Here is a 16,623-nt window from a genome sequence, read left to right on the forward strand (position 1 = left end):
TCTCGTGACGTGGTCGGCGTCGAGCACGGCCGTGGCGGCCGGCGCGGGTACGCGCCCCGGCCGACGGGCCGGTGGCCTCGCCGGCCGCCCCCGCGCCGGGTACGTCGGTGCCGCCGCCCGGACCTGGCGTGTTCGCCCCTGCCGGACGGGAGCCGCTCGACCGCCGGGCCGACCGCCGCCGTCGACGGGTCCGCCGTGGGCCTGCCGTGCCTGCCGTGTGCGCGTCGTGCCCGTCACGCCGCCGGCGGCCGACCCGGCCCCGGTCCGCCCCGGTACGCGCGGGGCCGAGGGTGGCGCGTGGCGGGCCGGCGCGGGGGGGGGTCAGGACGACGCGGGGTACGAGGCCACGACCTTGCCACGGCCGTCGGTGGCGAGGTACCCGGACGCCCGGTACTCGTTGGTGAGGTGGAAGCGCATGGTCGGCTGGTCGGCGTTGAACGTCCACCGGTCGACGATCACGTACCGCAGGTTCGGGTTGTCGACCTTCAGGTCCTTCTCCCCGCGCCGCATGAGCGCCGGGAGGGTTTCCCAGGCGAGCGCGGCCGCGTCGAAGGGCTGCTCGTCGGGCGAGTCCGGGGCGATGGTGCCGCCCGGGCCGGTCTTCGCCGCCACGCCGTCGCGGTACTGGTACCGGTCGTACGTCCTCGCGCCCGGCTTGGTGGGGATGTCGGCCAGCGCGTACTCCTCGTAGAAGGTCACCTGCTTGACCTGCGGGTTGCCGCTCGCCTCGCGGAACGCCCCGAGGACGGTGCGGACGTTCGCCGTCGTCAGCAGCGAGCCCCTGGTCGGCGCGGGCACCCCGTCCGCCGAGGAATCCGTACCGCCGCCGGTGGTGCCGCGCGTCCCGGACACCGGGTCGCGCGAGGCGGAGTCGGACGAGGGCGGGGCGTCCCGGCCGTCGTCGGTCGTGCCCCCGGCGAACGGCCAGTTCAGTGCGGCGACGGCCGCGACGACGACGGCCGCGGCCGAGGCGACGGAGAGGGCGGCGCGGCGGCCGGCCGAGCGGCGGGCGGGCGGCCCGGACGGTACCGGAGGGCCGAACGCGCCGTTGGGCACCGTGGCGTGTGGCGTCCAGGTCGGACGGTGGGCCTGCGGCCCGGCGTACGCGGGGTGCTGCCCGTACGCAGCGGCGCCGGCGCCCGGTCCGTGGGGCGGCGTGGCCGCGGCGGGCGGCGTGGCCCCGGCGGGCTCCGCCACCTCCCGCAGCAGCCGCTCCGACTCCGCGCCGTCCGGGCGCCGGGCGGGGTCGCGGACCAGGAGCCGGTCCAGGACGGGTCCGAGGGCGCCCGACCTGACCGGCGGCGGGATCGGGTCGTCCAGGACGGCGACGACGGTCGCGAGGCTGGTCGCCCGGCGGAACGGATGGTGCCCCTCGGCCGCCACGTACAGCAGCATGCCGAGCGACCACAGGTCGGAGGCCGGGTTGCCCTCCTCGCCGCGCACGCGCTCGGGCGCGATGAACTCCGGTGAGCCGATCAGGTCGCCGGTCGAGGTCAGCCGGGACGTCGCCTCCGAGAACTCGGCGATGCCGAAGTCGGTGAGGACGGCGCTGCCGTCGGGGCGCAGCAGGACGTTCGCGGGCTTCACGTCGCGGTGGTGGATGCCCGCGGAGTGCGCGGCGCGCAGCGCCGACAGGACCTCCCGGCCGAGCCGGATCACCTCGGGCACGGGCATGGGGCCCTCGGCGAGCCGTTCGTGGACGGAGCGCCCCTCGACGAGCTCCATGACGATCCAGGGGTGGGAGCCGTCGGCGGGCTCGACGATGTGGTGGATCGTCACCACGTGCGGGTTCGACAGCCGGGCCAGCGCCCTGGCCTCGCGGACGGCGCGCAGGCGCAGCTGCGCGGCGAGACCGGGGTTGGCCTCCTCGACGGCGGGGTCGGGCGGGCGGACCTCCTTGAGCGCGACCTCACGGTCCAGGGCGACGTCCCGCGCCCGCCAGACCGTGCCCATGCCGCCGCTGCCCAAGCGGGAGACCAGTTCGAACCGTGCGTCGACCAGGGGTCTGCCGCCCTCACTCATGCTCATGGCGGGTCATCGTAGGCGGCACGCGCGCACACCCGTGCGGCAGGCACCGAAAACCCGGTGCCCGGGCCCGCACGCGCTCACTACACTCGCGGTGCGCGCCGCCGGCACACCGTCCGGGGCGCGCCCGACGGGTGACCGGACGACGAGTCGAAGGGGGCGGACCATGCGGGACCACACCGCTGTCGACGCCCCCTGGTCGCGGTACGACGTGATCCTGGTGTCCTCGTAGGCCCGGTGCCGGCCGCGCGGCCGGCACCGGAGCCCGTGACAGGACGTACCTCCGTACCTCCGCCTCCCCTCCCCTCTCCCCCTGCGCCCTCCCGCTTGCGGGCCGCCGTGCGCGCCGTCACGCGGTGACGGCGTGCGCCGCGCCTACGTGCGGCGGGATCGCCGTGCCCGCGGCGGCACGGTGACCGCCGTGTCCACGGACGCCGCGGACACCGGTGACGCCGGGCACCGGGGCGCCGGGAGGGGAGCCGGGCCCCGCTCAGGGCCGGGGGGGTCCGCACGGGAATCGCGCGCCCCACGTCTTCGCCGGACCCAGCAGAAAGGCCACACGGCCATGCGTACCGACCCGCGACACCGCATCACCTCTCCCCTGAGCACCGTACGGAACATCGGCGTGCTCGCCCACGTCGACGCCGGGAAGACCACCGTGACGGAGCGGATCCTTTACCTGACCGGCACCACCCACAAGCGGGGCGAGGTGCACGACGGGACGACCGTGACCGACTTCGACCCGCAGGAGCGCGACCGCGGCATCACCATCTTCGCGGCGGCCGTCAGCTGCGTCTGGGACGGCCACCGGATCAACCTCATCGACACGCCCGGCCACGTCGACTTCACCGACGAGGTGACGCGTTCGCTGCGCGTCCTCGACGGGGCGGTCGCGGTGTTCGACGCGGTCGCGGGCGTGGAGCCGCAGGGCGAGGCCGTGTGGCGCCAGGCCGACCGGCAGGGCGTGCCCAGGATCGCGTTCGTCAACAAGCTGGACCGCGCGGGCGCCGACCTCGACGCGGCGGTCGCCTCGATCCGCGACCGGCTCGGCGTGGTCCCGCTGGTGGCGCAGCTGCCGATCGGGCGCGAGTCCGGCTTCACCGGCGTCGTGGACCTGCTGCGGATGCGGGCGCTGGTCTGGGCGGACGGCCGGGACGGGTACGAGGACCGCCCGGTGCCCGGGGCGCTGCGCGAGGAGGCGGCGCGGCGGCGCGGGGCCCTGGAGGAGGCCGTGGCGGAGCTGCACCCGGCCGCGCTGGAGGAGTACTGCGCCGGCGGCGGGGTCTCGACCGGCACGCTCGCGTCCGCCCTGCGTGACCTGACGCGCGGTGGCGGGGGCGTCGTGGTGCTGTGCGGGTCGGCGTACCGCGACCGCGGGATCGAGCCGCTGCTGGAGGCCGTCGTCGCGTACCTGCCCTCGCCGCTGGACGTGCCCGCCGTGCGCGGCACGCTCGGCGGTGAGGTGCGGGAGAGGGCCGCCGACCCGGCGGCGCCGTTCTGCGGGCTGGTGTTCAAGGTGCAGTCGACGCCGACCGGCCGGCTCACCTTCCTGCGCGCGTACGCCGGCACCCTGCGCAAGGGGGACGTCGTGCTCGACCCGGTGTCGGGCCGCACCGAGCGGGTCGCCCGCATCCTGCGGGTGCGGGCGGACCGGCACGCCGAGACCGACGTCGCGGTGGCCGGCGACATCGTCGCGGTGGTCGGGCCGAAGGCGGCACGCGCGGGGACGACCCTGTGCGCGCCCGGTGCGCCGCTGGTGCTCGAACCGCCCGGGACGGCCGAACCGGTGGTGTCCGTGGCGGTCGAGGCGCGCCGCGCCCCGGACGCGGACCGGTTGGCGACGGCGCTCGGCCGGCTGGCGGAGGAGGACCCCTCGCTCGTCGTGCGGACCGATCCGGAGACCGGGCAGACCGTGCTGTCGGGGCTGGGCGAACTGCACCTGGAGGTCGCGGTGGAGACGCTGCGCCGGCACGGGGTGGAGGTCGCGGTGGGCCGCCCGCGGGTCTCGTACCGCGAGACGGTGGCCCGTGGCGTGACGGGGTCGGTGTACCGGCACGTGAAACAGGACGGCGGGGCGGGCCAGTTCGCCCACGTGGTGCTGGACGTGGAGCCGCTGGACGTGGAGCCGGGCACGGCGGGCGCCTTCGTGTTCCGGTCGGTGGTCGTCGGGGGCCGCGTGCCGCAGGAGTTCGTGCGGGCCGTGGAGGCGGGCTGCCGGGACGCGCTGGCCGAGGGGCCGCTCGCCGGACACCCGGTGGTCGGACTGCGGGTCACGCTGACCGACGGGGCGACGCACCCGAAGGACTCCTCGGAGCTCGCGTTCCGCACGGCGGGTCGGCTGGGCCTGCGCGAGGCCCTGCGTACGGGGGCGATGGCGCTCCTGGAGCCCGTCGCCGAGGTGACGGCCACCGTGCCGGACGACGCCGTGGGCGGGGTGCTCGGCGACCTGGCGGCGCGGCGCGGCCGCGTCACCGGCTCGACCGCGCGGGCCGGGACGACGACGGTCACCGCGACGGTGCCGCTGGCGGAGCTGTTCGGCTACGCGTCCCGGCTGCGGGGCCGCACCCAGGGCCGGGGCACGTTCACGACCCGCCCGTGCGGGTACGCCCCGGTCCCGGCGGCGGTCTCCGCGCGTCTCCTGCCCGGCTGACCCGCCTCTGCCCCGGCCGGTCCCGTCCGGTGCCGTTCGCCGCCCGGCGGACGGCACGGACCGGCCAGGTCGCCGGGGGCCCCGTGGCACGGCGGCCTCGGGGTCCGGCGGGCGGCGCGCGGGATGCGTGTCACGAATGCGTCACAGAAGGTGACGGGGAGTGGATCACCCGTCACCTTCACCCCTCCGCGCCCCTTGTCCGACCGTCGGATCGAGTGACCACGGCCCCCGGAGGGACCACATGGGCAGGCACAGGCAGGAATGCGGGGCGAGCGGCGCCCGCCACACCCTGGTGAGGACCACGACCGCGCTGGGAGTGGCCGGTGCGCTGGCTCTGGTGCTCCAGTCCCCGCCCGACGCCCCGGCGTCCAGGGCGCGGCCCGAGTCGTCACGGGGCCCGCTGCCCGGTGCGGGCGGCCCGGTGGTCCCCGCCGGGGGCCCGGACGGGGCGCGTACGGGGCCGGGCCGGGCGGGACCGGGCCGCGCGGCGGGACCGACGCTGCTGCCCGCCCTCAGTGCCGAGCCGCGGCGGCCGGTGGGCGGCGGCTGGGCGCCGGTGCCGGACTCACCCCGGCCCGAGGGCCGGACGGTGGGACGGGACGCCGCCCCCACGACGCCGGGAGCGGCCGCCGAGCGCGGGCCGGAGCCGGGACCCGGACCGCACGCACCGGGCCCGCCACCGGGTGCGCCCGCCGCGACGGACGCGACGGGCGCACCGGGTGACGGCCCGGCGCCCTCGGGCGACCCGGCGCCGCGATCGTCCGCGCCGGCCGGGCCGGTCGGCCCGCTCGGCGACCTGCTGCACGACCTCGTACCGGGCCCCGGCGCCCGGCCCGCCACCGGGACGAGGGGCCCGGCGGGGTGATCCCCGGCAGGACCGCCGGCACCGCGTGCCGGTGCCGGCGGGGCCACGCACGCGGCCCGCAGGGAGGTGACCGGCCCGGCCCCGCCCGGTACGGGGCTATCGGCGGACGCGCCAGTCGAAGGCGGTGCGCAGGGTCTTCGCGACGGCCGGGTCTCGGACCGAGGACGTACGGTCCACCACCGTCACGGACAGCTTGTGCGACCGGAAGTCGTGCGGCCGCAGCCCCAGCTGGGCGACGCGCACCTCGGTGCGGCCCGCCAGGTGCCGCAGTTCGCGACCGTCGAGGTACCAGCGGACGGTCAGCTGGTGGCCGTCCGCCCCCGTCAGGCGGGGGACGGCGATCCGCGCCGCGTCGTCGGCCCTGAGCGTGCCGCCCGCCGGGGTGAGCGCGGTGGCCGGTTCGGCGTGCCGGTAGAAGCCGGCGATCATCGCCTCCACGCCCGGCAGGTTGAACGGCCGGTCCAGGACGCGCATGAGGGAGTTGTCGGTGGGCCGGTGGAGGCCGGCGACGTAGTACCCGCCGCCCTCGTAGGCGCCGACCGTGCCCCCGTCGGGCGACTCCTCGCCCAGCCAGCGGTACCACTTGGCGCGCCGCTCGGCCATGCGGGCGGCGTCGAGCGTCGACGTGTTCGGATCGGTCGGCTCCTCGCCGGTGTACCGCTCGTAGCCCGGCGTGCCGGGGTAGAAGTACTCGTCGGCGAGCCAGCCGAGGGAGTGGCCGGTCTCGTGGATGGCGACCTGACCGGACTTGGCGTTCCCGGCGGAGGCGGTGGCGATCCCGTCGTAGCCGATGGTGGCGCTCGGCTCGTTGTAGCCGGCGCCGCCGTACTTGGCGCTGTTGGCGAGGACGAGTACGAGGTCGGCGTCGGGGGCGAGCGCGGCGTAGGCGTCCACCTCGTCCTGGTCGACGCAGAGCAGCCGTTCGATGTCGCCGCACCAGAAGTGGGCGCCGAGGGCCGTGTCGCGGACGGTGGCGCGGTCGGGGTCGCCGGTGACACCGGAGTCGCGGGAGACCGCGTCGACCGCCCAGACGTTGAACAGGCCCTGATAGGTGGTGTACGGCTCGACGGCCGCGACCTCCGCCCACTTGTCGCCGGCGTCCGCGCGGAACCGCGGCAGTTCGGCGGCGGTGTAGCCGTCGCCGATGACGACGACGTCCAGCCGGTCGGCGGTGGGACCGTTGTCGACCAGCTTGGTGACGGTGCCGTCGGCCCGCTCCTCGGCCGCGGAGAGCCGCGCCGCGGGCCGGTCCTGATCGGCGGCCGGGACGTGGAGGTGGCCGGAGCCGGCGACGGTGCCGTGCTCGGGGCCGGGTATCTCGACCTCCACGACCTCCGCGTGACGGCCCGGCCCGGCGAGCGGGGCAGGGCCCGCCGCCGCGGTGCCGGGTCCGGCGGCGAGTGACGCGGCGACGGCCGCGGCCACGCCGGCCGCCGTCAGGGAGTTGCGCAGGGTGGTGCGCACGAGGCCTCCTTCGAAGTGGGGGGTTAACCACGGACTTAAATCCGGTGAACAGGCCGCTTAAGGTAGGGGGCCCGCGGTGGCTGCGCAATGGCCAGGAGCCGCTGGATACTGGGGAGTTCGAGCTACCAGGGGGTTGTCATGGACGAACCGGCCGAGATCGGCCGCCGGGTCCAGCGGCTGCGCGCCGAGCGCGGGCTGACGCAGCGGCAGTTGGCGGAGCCGTCGTACACCGCGGCGTACGTGTCGACGCTGGAGTCCGGCAGGGTGCGGCCGTCGGAGACGGCGCTGCGGTTCCTCGCCGACCGGCTGGGCGCGTCGTACGAGGAGCTGGCGACCGGACGCCCGGCCCACCTGGCCACGGAGGTGCGCCTCGGCCTCACCGAGGCGCAGAGCATGCTGGCCACCGGGTCCGCCGACGCGGCCGCCGCCCGGTACCGGGCCCTGCTCGCCGACGCCGAGCGGCACGGCCTGGCGGCCGAGCGGACGGAGGCGCTCCTCGGGCTGGGCGACTGCGCCCTGGAGAGCGGTGACCTCGCCGAGGCCGGCGGGCACTTCGCCGAGGCGGAGCGGCTGCTGGCCGGCGAACCGGCGCCCCGGCGCGCCCGGGCGGTCCGGGGGCGCGCCGTCACCCATCTGCTCGCCGGCGAGCTGCGGTACGCCTGCTACCTCCTGGAGTCGGCCATCGACGAGCTGACGGGGAGCGGCCTCGCCGACCCGGAGGCGTTGGTGATGCTGTACGCGGCGGTCATCGGCCCGTACATCGACATGGGGGCGCACGCCCGTGCCGCGCACGCGGCGGAGCTGGCCCTCGCCCTGGCTCCGCAGGTCGCCGACCCGGCGCTGGTGGCGGGCATGCACCGGCAGGTGGCGCGGACGTTCCTCGCGGAGGGGCGCACCGCAGACGCCGACGCGTCACTGGCCAAGGCGCAGTCGATGTACCGGCAGCTGCGGCTGCGCACCGACCTGGCGCACTGCCACTGGATGCGCGGGTACGTCAAGGCGCAGAGCGGCGAACTGGAAGACGCCGAGCGGGAGTTGCGCACGGCGCGGGACATGCTGGCGACCCGCGGGGCGGCGCTGTACACGGCGCAGGTCGAAGTGGAGCTGGCGGACGTGCTGCGGCGGCTCGGCCGGTACGACGAGGCCGCCGGGCTGCTGTCCGCCCTGCTCGACCTGGACGACCGGCGCGGCGCCGTGCACGCGGGCGGCGCGCACCGGCTGCTCGGGCTGATCGCCGAGGAGCGGGGGGAGACGGAGTCCGCCGAGGAGCACTACGTCCTGGCACTGGGCCTGCTGGAGCGCAGCGGCGCGACGGGCGACCTGGCCGACCTGTGCCGACTGTTGGGCGACCTGCTGCGGCGTACCGGCCGGACCGAGGCCGCGTTGGACGCGTACCGTACCGGCCTCGGCCACCGCGCGGCGCCGGGCACGACGACGCTCGGCCCGGCACCGGCCGCCCCCGCGCTCCGCCCGGCCGGCGGCGGCGTCGGCTAGGGCCTGTCTTTCGGCTCGGGCCGGATCAGGGAGCGGTCTCCGGTGCTGTGGATCGCAGGGCGGAGGGGGTAGTCACTGCGGAGCACGGGCGACCGACGACGACGCGGCGAGGCGCGGTGCCGGACGCCGCGAGCCCGGCACGATCCGCAAGACAGGCCCTTGGGGGGCGCGCCGCGTCGGGGGGGCCGTTTCGGCCATCGTGGCGCGGAACGCCGGGGTCGGCGCACGCCCCGTGTGCCGTGGGCGGCACGCCGGCGCACCACGCGCCGCCTCGGATCACGCCCGGATCCGGCCGCTCGGGCCGGGCCCAGGGTGGGGATGCTCGACGTATGGGGGACGTGGAGGAGCGGGGGGCCGACAGGGTGTCGGGATGCGGCCCGGACGCGTACCGGGCGGTCCCGCCGCACGGGTCGGGGCCGTGGGAGGGCGAGGACCGGGCACAGGCGGTACGGGAGGGGGCCGTGGCGGCGCCGCCTCCCGCGCCACCGGTGTGCGACCGGTGCGGGGCTCGGGGCGACCGCCGCGGCACGTACTACGAGGCGTACGTGTTGCTGGAGCCGGGGGTGTGGGCCCCCGCGGAGCGCGTTCCGCCGTGGCGGCGCTGGTACGTCGACGCGGGCGGCCGCGCCTGGAACGGTGGCGGCGGCCGGCCGCAGCCCGGGACGCTGTGCCGGATCCCGCACGCCCTGGTGTGCCGCGCGGGCGGCCCACCCGAGGTGGCGGGGCCTGGCGGCGGGGTGGTGCAGGGCGGGTGACGGCCGGCGACACCGCACCCGGTGTGCGGTGCCGTGCGGGCCGGACCGGGTGTGCACCAGTGCGGTGCCGTGCCGGCCGGTGCGAAGCGGGGCCGGCCACGGCCGGGGCGGTCCAGGTCCGGGCCGGGCCGGAGGGGCGAGGGGCCGGCGGCGCCGGGGGCCGGCGGGCCCGCGACCGGTAGGTGCGGGCCCGGGCGGGGTCAGGAGTCCGCCGCGTCCTCCTTGGCGCGCTTCTCCTTGAGGCGCTCGGCCTCCTTGCGCACCTCGGCCTGCGTGGCGCGCTCCTTCTGGAGCCACTCGGGGTTCTCGTCCCGCAGCGCCTCGATCTGCTCGGTGGTGAGCGCCTCGGTGACGCCTCCGCGGGCGAGGCCCGAGATGGAGACGCCCAGCCGGGCCGCGACGACCGGTCGGGGGTGCGGGCCGTTGCGCCGCAGCTCGCGCAGCCACTCCGGCGGATCGGTCTGCAGGGCGTTCAGCTCGTCGCGCGAGACGGAACCCTCCTGGAACTCTGCGGGGGTGGCCTCGAGGTAGACACCCAGCTTCTTGGCCGCCGTGGCGGGCTTCATCGTCTGGGCGGTGCGGTGCGACGTCATGCGTCCAGGATATCGAGCATGTGCGCGGCCCCTGACCACTCCCGGTAACCTGGCCCGGTGACAGGCTCGGAAGCACCCTCCTCGTTCAGGCTCGCGTACGTCCCGGGTGTGACACCCGCGAAGTGGGTGCGGATCTGGCGGGAGCGACTGCCGGACGTGCCGCTGGAGCTCGTGGCGGTGTCCGCCGCGGAGGCGCCCGAGGCGCTGCGCCGCGGTGACGCGGACGCCGGCCTCGTACGGCTGCCGGTGGACCGGGCCGACCTGAGCGCCATCCCGCTCTACACCGAGACGACGGTCGTCGTCCTCCCGAAGGACCACCTGTTCGCGGCGGTCGACGAGGTGTCCGCCGAGGACCTCGCCGAGGAGATCGTCTTCCACCCGCTCGACGACACCCTGGAGTGGGAGCGGCCCCCGGGCCTCCCCGCCTTCGAGCGCCCCGCCACGACGGGGGACGCGGTGGAGCTGGTGGCGGCGGGGGTGGGGCTGCTCGTCGTACCGCAGTCGCTGGCCCGGCTGCACCACCGCCGGGACCTCACGTACCGGCCCCTCAGCGACGTGCCGCAGTCGCGGGTCGCGCTGTCGTGGCCGGAGGAGCGGACGACGGACCGGGTCGAGGACTTCATCGGGATCGTCCGGGGGCGGACCGTCAACAGCACGCGCGGCCGCCGGCCCGCCGCGGCGGAGGAGCCGAAGAAGGCCGCGCCGCGTTCCGGCAAGGCGGCCGGAGCCGGCGGCGGACAGCGGCGCGGGAGCGGGAGCGGCAAGCCCGCCGCCAAGGGCGCGCGGCGCGGTGCCGGTGCGCCGCAGGGTGCCCGCCGGGGGAAGCCCCGCCGGCGGTCCTGACGCGGACGAGCGCGGGCGGCAGCGCGCGGGCGTCACATCCGGTCTGCCTGGTTTCATGGGGCCATGAGGCTTCTCGTCGGCACGTCGGGGTGGCAGTACAAGGACTGGCGCACCGTGCTGTACCCGGAGGGGACGCCCCAGCGGCTCTGGCTGGAGGCGTACGCCGCCGCCTTCGCCACGGTGGAGGTCAACAACGCCTTCTACCGCCTGCCGTCGTACGCGACGTTCGAGGCGTGGCGGGAGCGGACGCCCCCGGACTTCGTGGTGGCGGTCAAGGCGAGCCGGTTCCTCACCCACGTCAAACGGCTGCGGGAGCCGGAGGAACCGGTGCGGCGACTGCTGACCCACGCGGCCGGGCTCGGCGACCGGCTGGGGCCGGTCCTGCTCCAGCTCCCGCCGACGCTGAAGGCCGACGGGGCGCTGCTCGACGCCTGCCTGGGGTGCTTCCCGCCGGGCGTGCGGGTCGCGGTCGAGCCGCGCCACCCGTCGTGGTGGACGCCCGGGGTGCGCGGCGTGCTGGAGGCGCGGGGCGCCGCGCTGTGCTGGGCGGACGTACGGGCGCGGCCGGTGACGCCGCTGTGGCGGACGGCGGACTGGGGTTACGTGCGCTTCCACGTGGGCCGGGCCCGGTCGTGGCCGCGCTACGGCCGGCGCTCCCTGGAGACGTGGGCGCGGCGCGTCGCGGAGACGTGGACCGGCGACGGCGAGGTGTACGCCTACTTCAACAACGACCCGAACGGCGCGGCCGTCCGGGACGCCGTGGTGTTCGCCCGCGCCGCCGTGGCCGCCGGGCTGACCGTGACGCGCACGCCGCCCCGACTGCCGTCGGCCGCGCCCGCCGACGGGTAGGGGGTGCGCCGGGCCGCGCCGCCGTCGGGCGCGGCCCGGCGCGCCCGACGGCCGGGTGTGGCCGTGCCCCGCGGCGGGGGACGACGCGAGGGCGGTCATCGGGGCCGTCTCACCGAGGGGCGCCACGTGGGGACGGGGCCGGTCGGGGGCGGTGACGGCGGGCACGGGCCCCGCGGGGGGTGCCTTGGTGCGGGGCTCCGGTCCGTTGGCCACGGACGACCAGGTGCGCAGGCGGTGACTGGCCGCCTCGTCGAGCGTGACGGGCGCGCCTCGCTGCTCGGCCAGGCGGCTCGCCTCCCGGCCGAGGGCGGCCACGTCCTCCCAGCGCAGGCTGAGGACGACGGCCAGTTCCGCTCCGCCGTCGGGAAGCCCTCGCACCGCGGGTCCCACACGCTCCGTCATCTCCGCTCCCGTCGTCGACGCGCTCCCCGACAGGTACGCGGGCGACCGGCGGCACGTTCAGGCCAGTCGTGGGCGACCACGACGGCGGGGGCCGGCGTCCACAGGTCGAAGTCAGCCGACCGGCCGGTGTCGACCCCCGCCCCCGGCTGCCCGCTCGCCGCCGGCCGGGCCCTCGGGCCGACCGCCGCCCGCCCCGGTCGGCGGTCGGCCGCGTGCGGCGCGGCGACGGACCGCCCGTCTGACGGCATCCGCCCAGTTCAGGTCGGTCGCGGGGTCCCCCACGCCGCCGGGTGGCGGGGGCGGTCCCGGGACCACTCGTGTGAGACGTCTTGACGCCCGTCGCGCGCGCCACTTGAATCACGGCTCAAGTTAAGAGCTGACACGTCTTCACGATCTGAAGGGTCGTGGGCCTCCCCGCCTCCGGATCCCCCAACCCGGCAACGGCCGACCCCCCTCCCCGGCCCCTCCGCACACCGCACCGCTCCGCACCACGCCGTACCGCCCCCGTACCGCACCGGCGCGGGTGGGGCACGCCCCGGCCCACACCGCGGCGGGCGCGGGTGCGTCCACACCGGAAGGAGCACCATGCGCAGCAGGACAGCCGGAGGTCCCGCCGACGGCGGCCCTCCTCCCCGGCGCCCACGCCGCCGCTCCCCGCGCCGCCGCCTCGTGGCGTCACTCACGGCCCGCGTCGCCGCCGCCACCTCGGTCCTCACCGGGCCCGGCCCCGCGCGGCCGGCGAACGAACGCGTCGACGTCCGGCTGGCAACCACGTCCGACGCCGCGGGCCGGAGCGTCACGCGCGGCCTCGCGCCACGGACCCCCCGTCGCCTTCGGTCCCGCAGGCGGCTCCGCGAACCACACGGCCGGCGTGGCGAGTCCACCACGTACCAGCGGTTCGAGGGCGGTGGCGCGTCGATCACCGGCACCACGTCCCACTTGCTGCGCGGCGGCGCCGTGAGTCCGGCCACCCGGGGCACGGTGATGCGCCGGGTGCCCTCCCCCACGGAGGGGATCGGCCTGTCCTTCGTCCGCAACCCGATCGGCGCCTCCGACCTGGCGCGGCCCGGCCACGCCTCCCTGGACGACACCTGCCGTGACCCGTCCGGCTTCGGGACGAACGGCTACGACACCGGCGTCCGGCTGCTCACCGCGCACGCGAAGCGGCTCGACCCGGCGCCGCGCGACAAGGGCGTGCGGTGGAGCGCGCCGGGCGGGGTGAAGGACAACGGCCGGACGGACCGGATACGGACCTCGCCTCCCCCGGGCCCCTGACCTCTGGCCCCTGGTCCCTGGCCCACGGCCCCTGAGCCACGGACCCTGACCCGGCCCCCCCCCGGTATCGGACCCGGCCCCCGGATCCCGCTGCCGGGCCTCGCCGCCGGACCCGGACCTCGACCGCCGCCCCCGACCCACCCGCCAGGAACGACGAACCCCAGACCACAGACCACCCACCACCACCCGAGGAGTCCTGGATGCCCGTACGACGTCACCGAGGGAGAGTACGGACGGCGGTGCTCGCGGCCACCGCGGTCCTCGCCGGCCTCCTCGCCGGCGCACCCCCCAGCACCGCCGCGGACGAGGCGCCGCCGCCCGTCCCCGTGGACCGGTTCGAGGGGGAGGTGCCGTTCGCCGACCCGCCCGCCGACGGGATCTTCACGTGGGGCAGCGACGCCGACGACCGGCCGGCGCTGACCCTGGCGGCGCGCACCGACGCCCCCGAGGGCGACAAGGTCCTCGAAGGGCGCTACGACATCAGCGGCTGGGGCGGCTTCAGCCACGAGTTCGCCACCGACCGGCCCGCCCACGACTGGAGCGCCCACAAGGGCGTGCGGTTCTGGTGGTACGGGCAGAACACCGCGCCCCTTCCGCCCGGTTCGGGACCGCGCGTCCACTTCGAGATCAAGGACGGCGGCACCAGCGGCGGGACGTCCGAGCTGTGGACGACGTCCTTCACGGACGACTGGCAGGGTTGGCACCTGGTCGAGATCCCGTTCGCCGACTTCCAGTACCGCACGGACTACCAGCCCGTCGGCGGCATCGACCAGGTCCTCGGCCTGAAGGAGATGTGGGGCTACGCCTTCACGCTGCCCACCGGTTCGCCCGGCTCCTTCGCCGTCGACGGCGTCGAGCTGTACGGGAAGGCCGACCCGGCCCTGACCGCCAGGGTCGTCACCGACGCGGTCGTCCACCCGGTCGACGAGGGCGGCACGGCCCGGGTCCGGATCTCCGTGGCCACCACCGGGTCCGGCCCGCTCCCCGAGCCGGTCACGGTCGCCTACACCACCGAGGGCGGTACCGCCCGTCCCGGTGAGGACTTCACGCCCGTGTCCGGGACGGTGACCTTCCCGGCGGGGGCGACCTCCGGCACGTCCCGTTCGGTCGCCGTCCCCACCCTCCGCGACGGCGGGGCCGAGGTGGCCGAGACGGTCCCGCTGAAGCTGACCGTCACCGGCGCCCGGCCACCGGCCGAGGACCCGCGGGTGGTGGTGAACGCGCACGGGCTGCCCTACCTCGACCCGCGGCTGCCGGTGGACCGGCGCGTCGCCGATCTGCTCTCGCGCATGACCCCGGCCGAGAAGGCCGGCCAGATGACGCAGGCCGAACGCAACGCGCTGCGGTCCCCGGGGGACATCGCCTCCCACGCCCTCGGCTCGCTGCTGTCCGGCGGCGGCTCCGTCCCCACACCCAACACGCCCGCCGCATGGGCGCGGATGGTCGACGCCTACCAGCTGCGCGCCCAGGAGACCCGTCTGCAGATCCCGCTGATCTACGGCGTGGACGCCGTGCACGGCCACAACAACGTCGTCGGCGCGACGATCATGCCGCACAACATCGGCATCGGCGCCGCCCGCGACCCGGACCTGGCCCGCAGGACCGGGGCGGTCACGGCGAAGGAGGTGCGCGCCACGGGCGTGCCGTGGGACTTCGCGCCGTGCCTGTGCGTGACCCGGGACGAGCGGTGGGGCCGCTCCTACGAGGCGTTCGGCGAGGACCCGGCGCTGGTCACCGCCATGGCGACCGTCATCGAGGGGATGCAGGGCGCGCCGTCCGGCCGGGACCTGGACCGCAACGACAAGGTCCTCGCGAGCGCGAAGCACTTCGTGGGCGACGGCGGCACGGAGTTCGGCTCGTCCACCACCGGCTCCTACACCATCGACCAGGGCGTCACGCGGGTCACCCGCCAGGAGCTGGAGGCCGTGCACCTCGCGCCGTTCGCCGAGGCGGTGAAGCGCGGGACGGGCACGGTCATGCCGTCGTACTCGTCGCTCGACATCATCGGCGACGACGCCGGTCCGGTGAAGATGCACGCCGACGCCGCGATGATCAACGGTGTCCTCAAGGGCCGGATGGGCTTCGACGGCTTCGTCGTCAGCGACTGGCAGGCCATCGACCAGATCCCCGGCGACTACCCGAGCGACGTCCGCACCTCCGTCAACGCGGGCCTCGACATGATCATGGTGCCCACGGCGTACCAGGAGTTCACCCGGGTCCTGCGGGCGGAGGTGGCGGCGGGACGGATCAGCCCGGCCCGCGTCGACGACGCGGTGAAGCGCATCCTCACGCAGAAGTTCCGGCTCGGCCTGTTCGAGCAGCCGTACGCCGACACCACCCACCTCGACCGGGTCGGTTCGGCCGCCCACCGCGCCGTCGCGCGGGAGGCGGTGGCGAAGTCGCAGGTCCTGCTGAAGAACGACGGGGCCGTGCTGCCGCTGAAGCGGTCGCAGAAGGTCTACGTCGCCGGTTCCAACGCCGACGACCTCGGCAACCAGGCCGGCGGCTGGACGATCAGCTGGCAGGGCGCGTCGGGCCGGACCACCACCGGCACGACCATCCTGGAGGGCATGCGCAAGGCCGCCCCGGACGCCGCCCTCACCTACTCGAAGGACGCCTCGGCGCCCACCGCGGGCCACGACGTCGGTGTCGTGGTCGTCGGCGAGACCCCGTACGCGGAAGGGGTCGGCGACGTCGGCAACGGCCACGACCTGGAACTGTCCGACGCCGACGAGGCGGCCGTCGACCGGGTGTGCGCGGCGATGCGCTGCGCGGTCCTGGTGGTCTCCGGCCGGCCCCAGCTCGTCGGCGACCGGCTGGGGGCCGTCGACGCGCTGGTCGCGTCGTGGCTGCCGGGGACGGAGGGCGACGGCGTCGCCGACGTCCTCTACGGCACCCGCCCGTTCACCGGGCGGCTGCCCGTGACGTGGCCGAAGTCCGTGGAGCAGCTGCCGGTCAACGTCGGTGACGCGGTGTACGACCCGCAGTTCCCGTACGGCTGGGGGCTCACCACTCTCGCGGAGCCGTCACCCGGTGGAGAGCGGGCGCTGAAGGCGCTGTCGGTCGCCGTCCGGGCCCTGGAGGCGGCGGGGCGGGGCGGCTCGCCGGCGGCCGCGGAGCTGGTCGGCAGGGCGAGGCTCATCGTCCAGGCCGAGATCGGCGCCGGGGTGTCGGCGGCCTCCGCCAAGCCGTTCGCCGAGGCGGAGCACCTTCTGCTGAGCGGGAAGCCGTCGGCCGCGATGGCCCGGCTCACGACGGCGTACCGGGCCGCCTGACCGTCGGTCGCGGGGGGGGGGGGCCGGCCGGCGGCCCCCCCCCCCCCGCCCCCCCCCCCGGGGGGGGCCCCCCCCCCCCCCCCCGCCGCGCCGGGCCCCCCGGAAAACAACCCCCCCCCCGCCGCGGCCCCCC

Annotated in this window: 10 protein-coding genes; 7 read left to right on the forward strand and 3 right to left on the reverse strand. The window is 76.7% G+C overall.

Annotation, left to right across the window (positions count from 1 at the left end; translation table 11 throughout):
* Positions 1-321: 321 nt before the first annotated feature.
* The gene (locus ACF053_RS22780) at positions 322-2,028 is read right to left on the reverse strand and encodes a serine/threonine-protein kinase (RefSeq protein ID WP_391955612.1); all 1,707 of its coding nucleotides are present in this window, start codon (positions 2,026-2,028) and stop codon (positions 322-324) included.
* 562 nt (positions 2,029-2,590) lie between these two features.
* On the opposite strand from ACF053_RS22780, the gene fusA reads away from it, so the two are divergent.
* On the forward strand, positions 2,591-4,675 hold the full coding sequence (fusA, locus tag ACF053_RS22785; RefSeq protein ID WP_391955613.1) for an elongation factor G: 2,085 nt from the start codon (positions 2,591-2,593) through the stop codon (positions 4,673-4,675).
* Between the two features lie 961 nt (positions 4,676-5,636).
* On the opposite strand, the gene ACF053_RS22790 is transcribed toward fusA, so the two are convergent.
* The gene (locus ACF053_RS22790; protein ID WP_391955614.1) at positions 5,637-7,004 is read right to left on the reverse strand and encodes a M64 family metallopeptidase; all 1,368 of its coding nucleotides are present in this window, start codon (positions 7,002-7,004) and stop codon (positions 5,637-5,639) included.
* A 138-nt stretch (positions 7,005-7,142) separates the two neighbouring features.
* Here ACF053_RS22790 and ACF053_RS22795 point away from each other — a divergent pair, with 138 nt between their 5' ends.
* Both ACF053_RS22795 and ACF053_RS22800 read left to right on the forward strand, forming a co-directional pair.
* Entirely contained in the window at positions 7,143-8,498 is a 1,356-nt protein-coding gene (locus ACF053_RS22795) for a helix-turn-helix domain-containing protein (protein WP_391955615.1), read from the forward strand.
* A gap of 329 nt (positions 8,499-8,827) precedes the next feature.
* The gene (locus ACF053_RS22800; RefSeq protein WP_391955616.1) at positions 8,828-9,253 is read left to right on the forward strand and encodes a DUF6083 domain-containing protein; all 426 of its coding nucleotides are present in this window, start codon (positions 8,828-8,830) and stop codon (positions 9,251-9,253) included.
* A 200-nt stretch (positions 9,254-9,453) separates the two neighbouring features.
* On the opposite strand, the gene ACF053_RS22805 is transcribed toward ACF053_RS22800, so the two are convergent.
* Complete coding sequence (locus tag ACF053_RS22805) at positions 9,454-9,846, reverse strand: DUF5997 family protein (protein WP_391955617.1); 393 nt, start codon at positions 9,844-9,846, stop codon at positions 9,454-9,456.
* A 57-nt stretch (positions 9,847-9,903) separates the two neighbouring features.
* Here ACF053_RS22805 and ACF053_RS22810 point away from each other — a divergent pair, with 57 nt between their 5' ends.
* The 4 genes from ACF053_RS22810 (at position 9,904) to ACF053_RS22825 (ending at position 16,490) form a co-directional block, all read left to right on the forward strand.
* On the forward strand, positions 9,904-10,689 hold the full coding sequence (locus tag ACF053_RS22810) for a LysR family substrate-binding domain-containing protein (RefSeq protein ID WP_391955618.1): 786 nt from the start codon (positions 9,904-9,906) through the stop codon (positions 10,687-10,689).
* A gap of 63 nt (positions 10,690-10,752) precedes the next feature.
* Complete coding sequence (locus ACF053_RS22815) at positions 10,753-11,538, forward strand: DUF72 domain-containing protein (RefSeq protein WP_391955619.1); 786 nt, start codon at positions 10,753-10,755, stop codon at positions 11,536-11,538.
* 987 nt (positions 11,539-12,525) lie between these two features.
* The gene (locus tag ACF053_RS22820) at positions 12,526-13,215 is read left to right on the forward strand and encodes a hypothetical protein (RefSeq protein WP_391955620.1); all 690 of its coding nucleotides are present in this window, start codon (positions 12,526-12,528) and stop codon (positions 13,213-13,215) included.
* Positions 13,216-13,415: 200 nt separating this feature from the next.
* Positions 13,416-16,490 carry a glycoside hydrolase family 3 protein gene (locus ACF053_RS22825; RefSeq protein ID WP_391955621.1) on the forward strand — a complete coding sequence of 1,025 codons (3,075 nt, stop codon included), beginning with the start codon at positions 13,416-13,418 and terminating at the stop codon, positions 16,488-16,490.
* Positions 16,491-16,623 lie beyond the last annotated feature (133 nt).

Origin of the sequence: Streptomyces kanasensis (genome assembly GCF_043077165.1) — a bacterium.
Lineage (GTDB): Bacteria > Actinomycetota > Actinomycetes > Streptomycetales > Streptomycetaceae > Streptomyces > Streptomyces changanensis.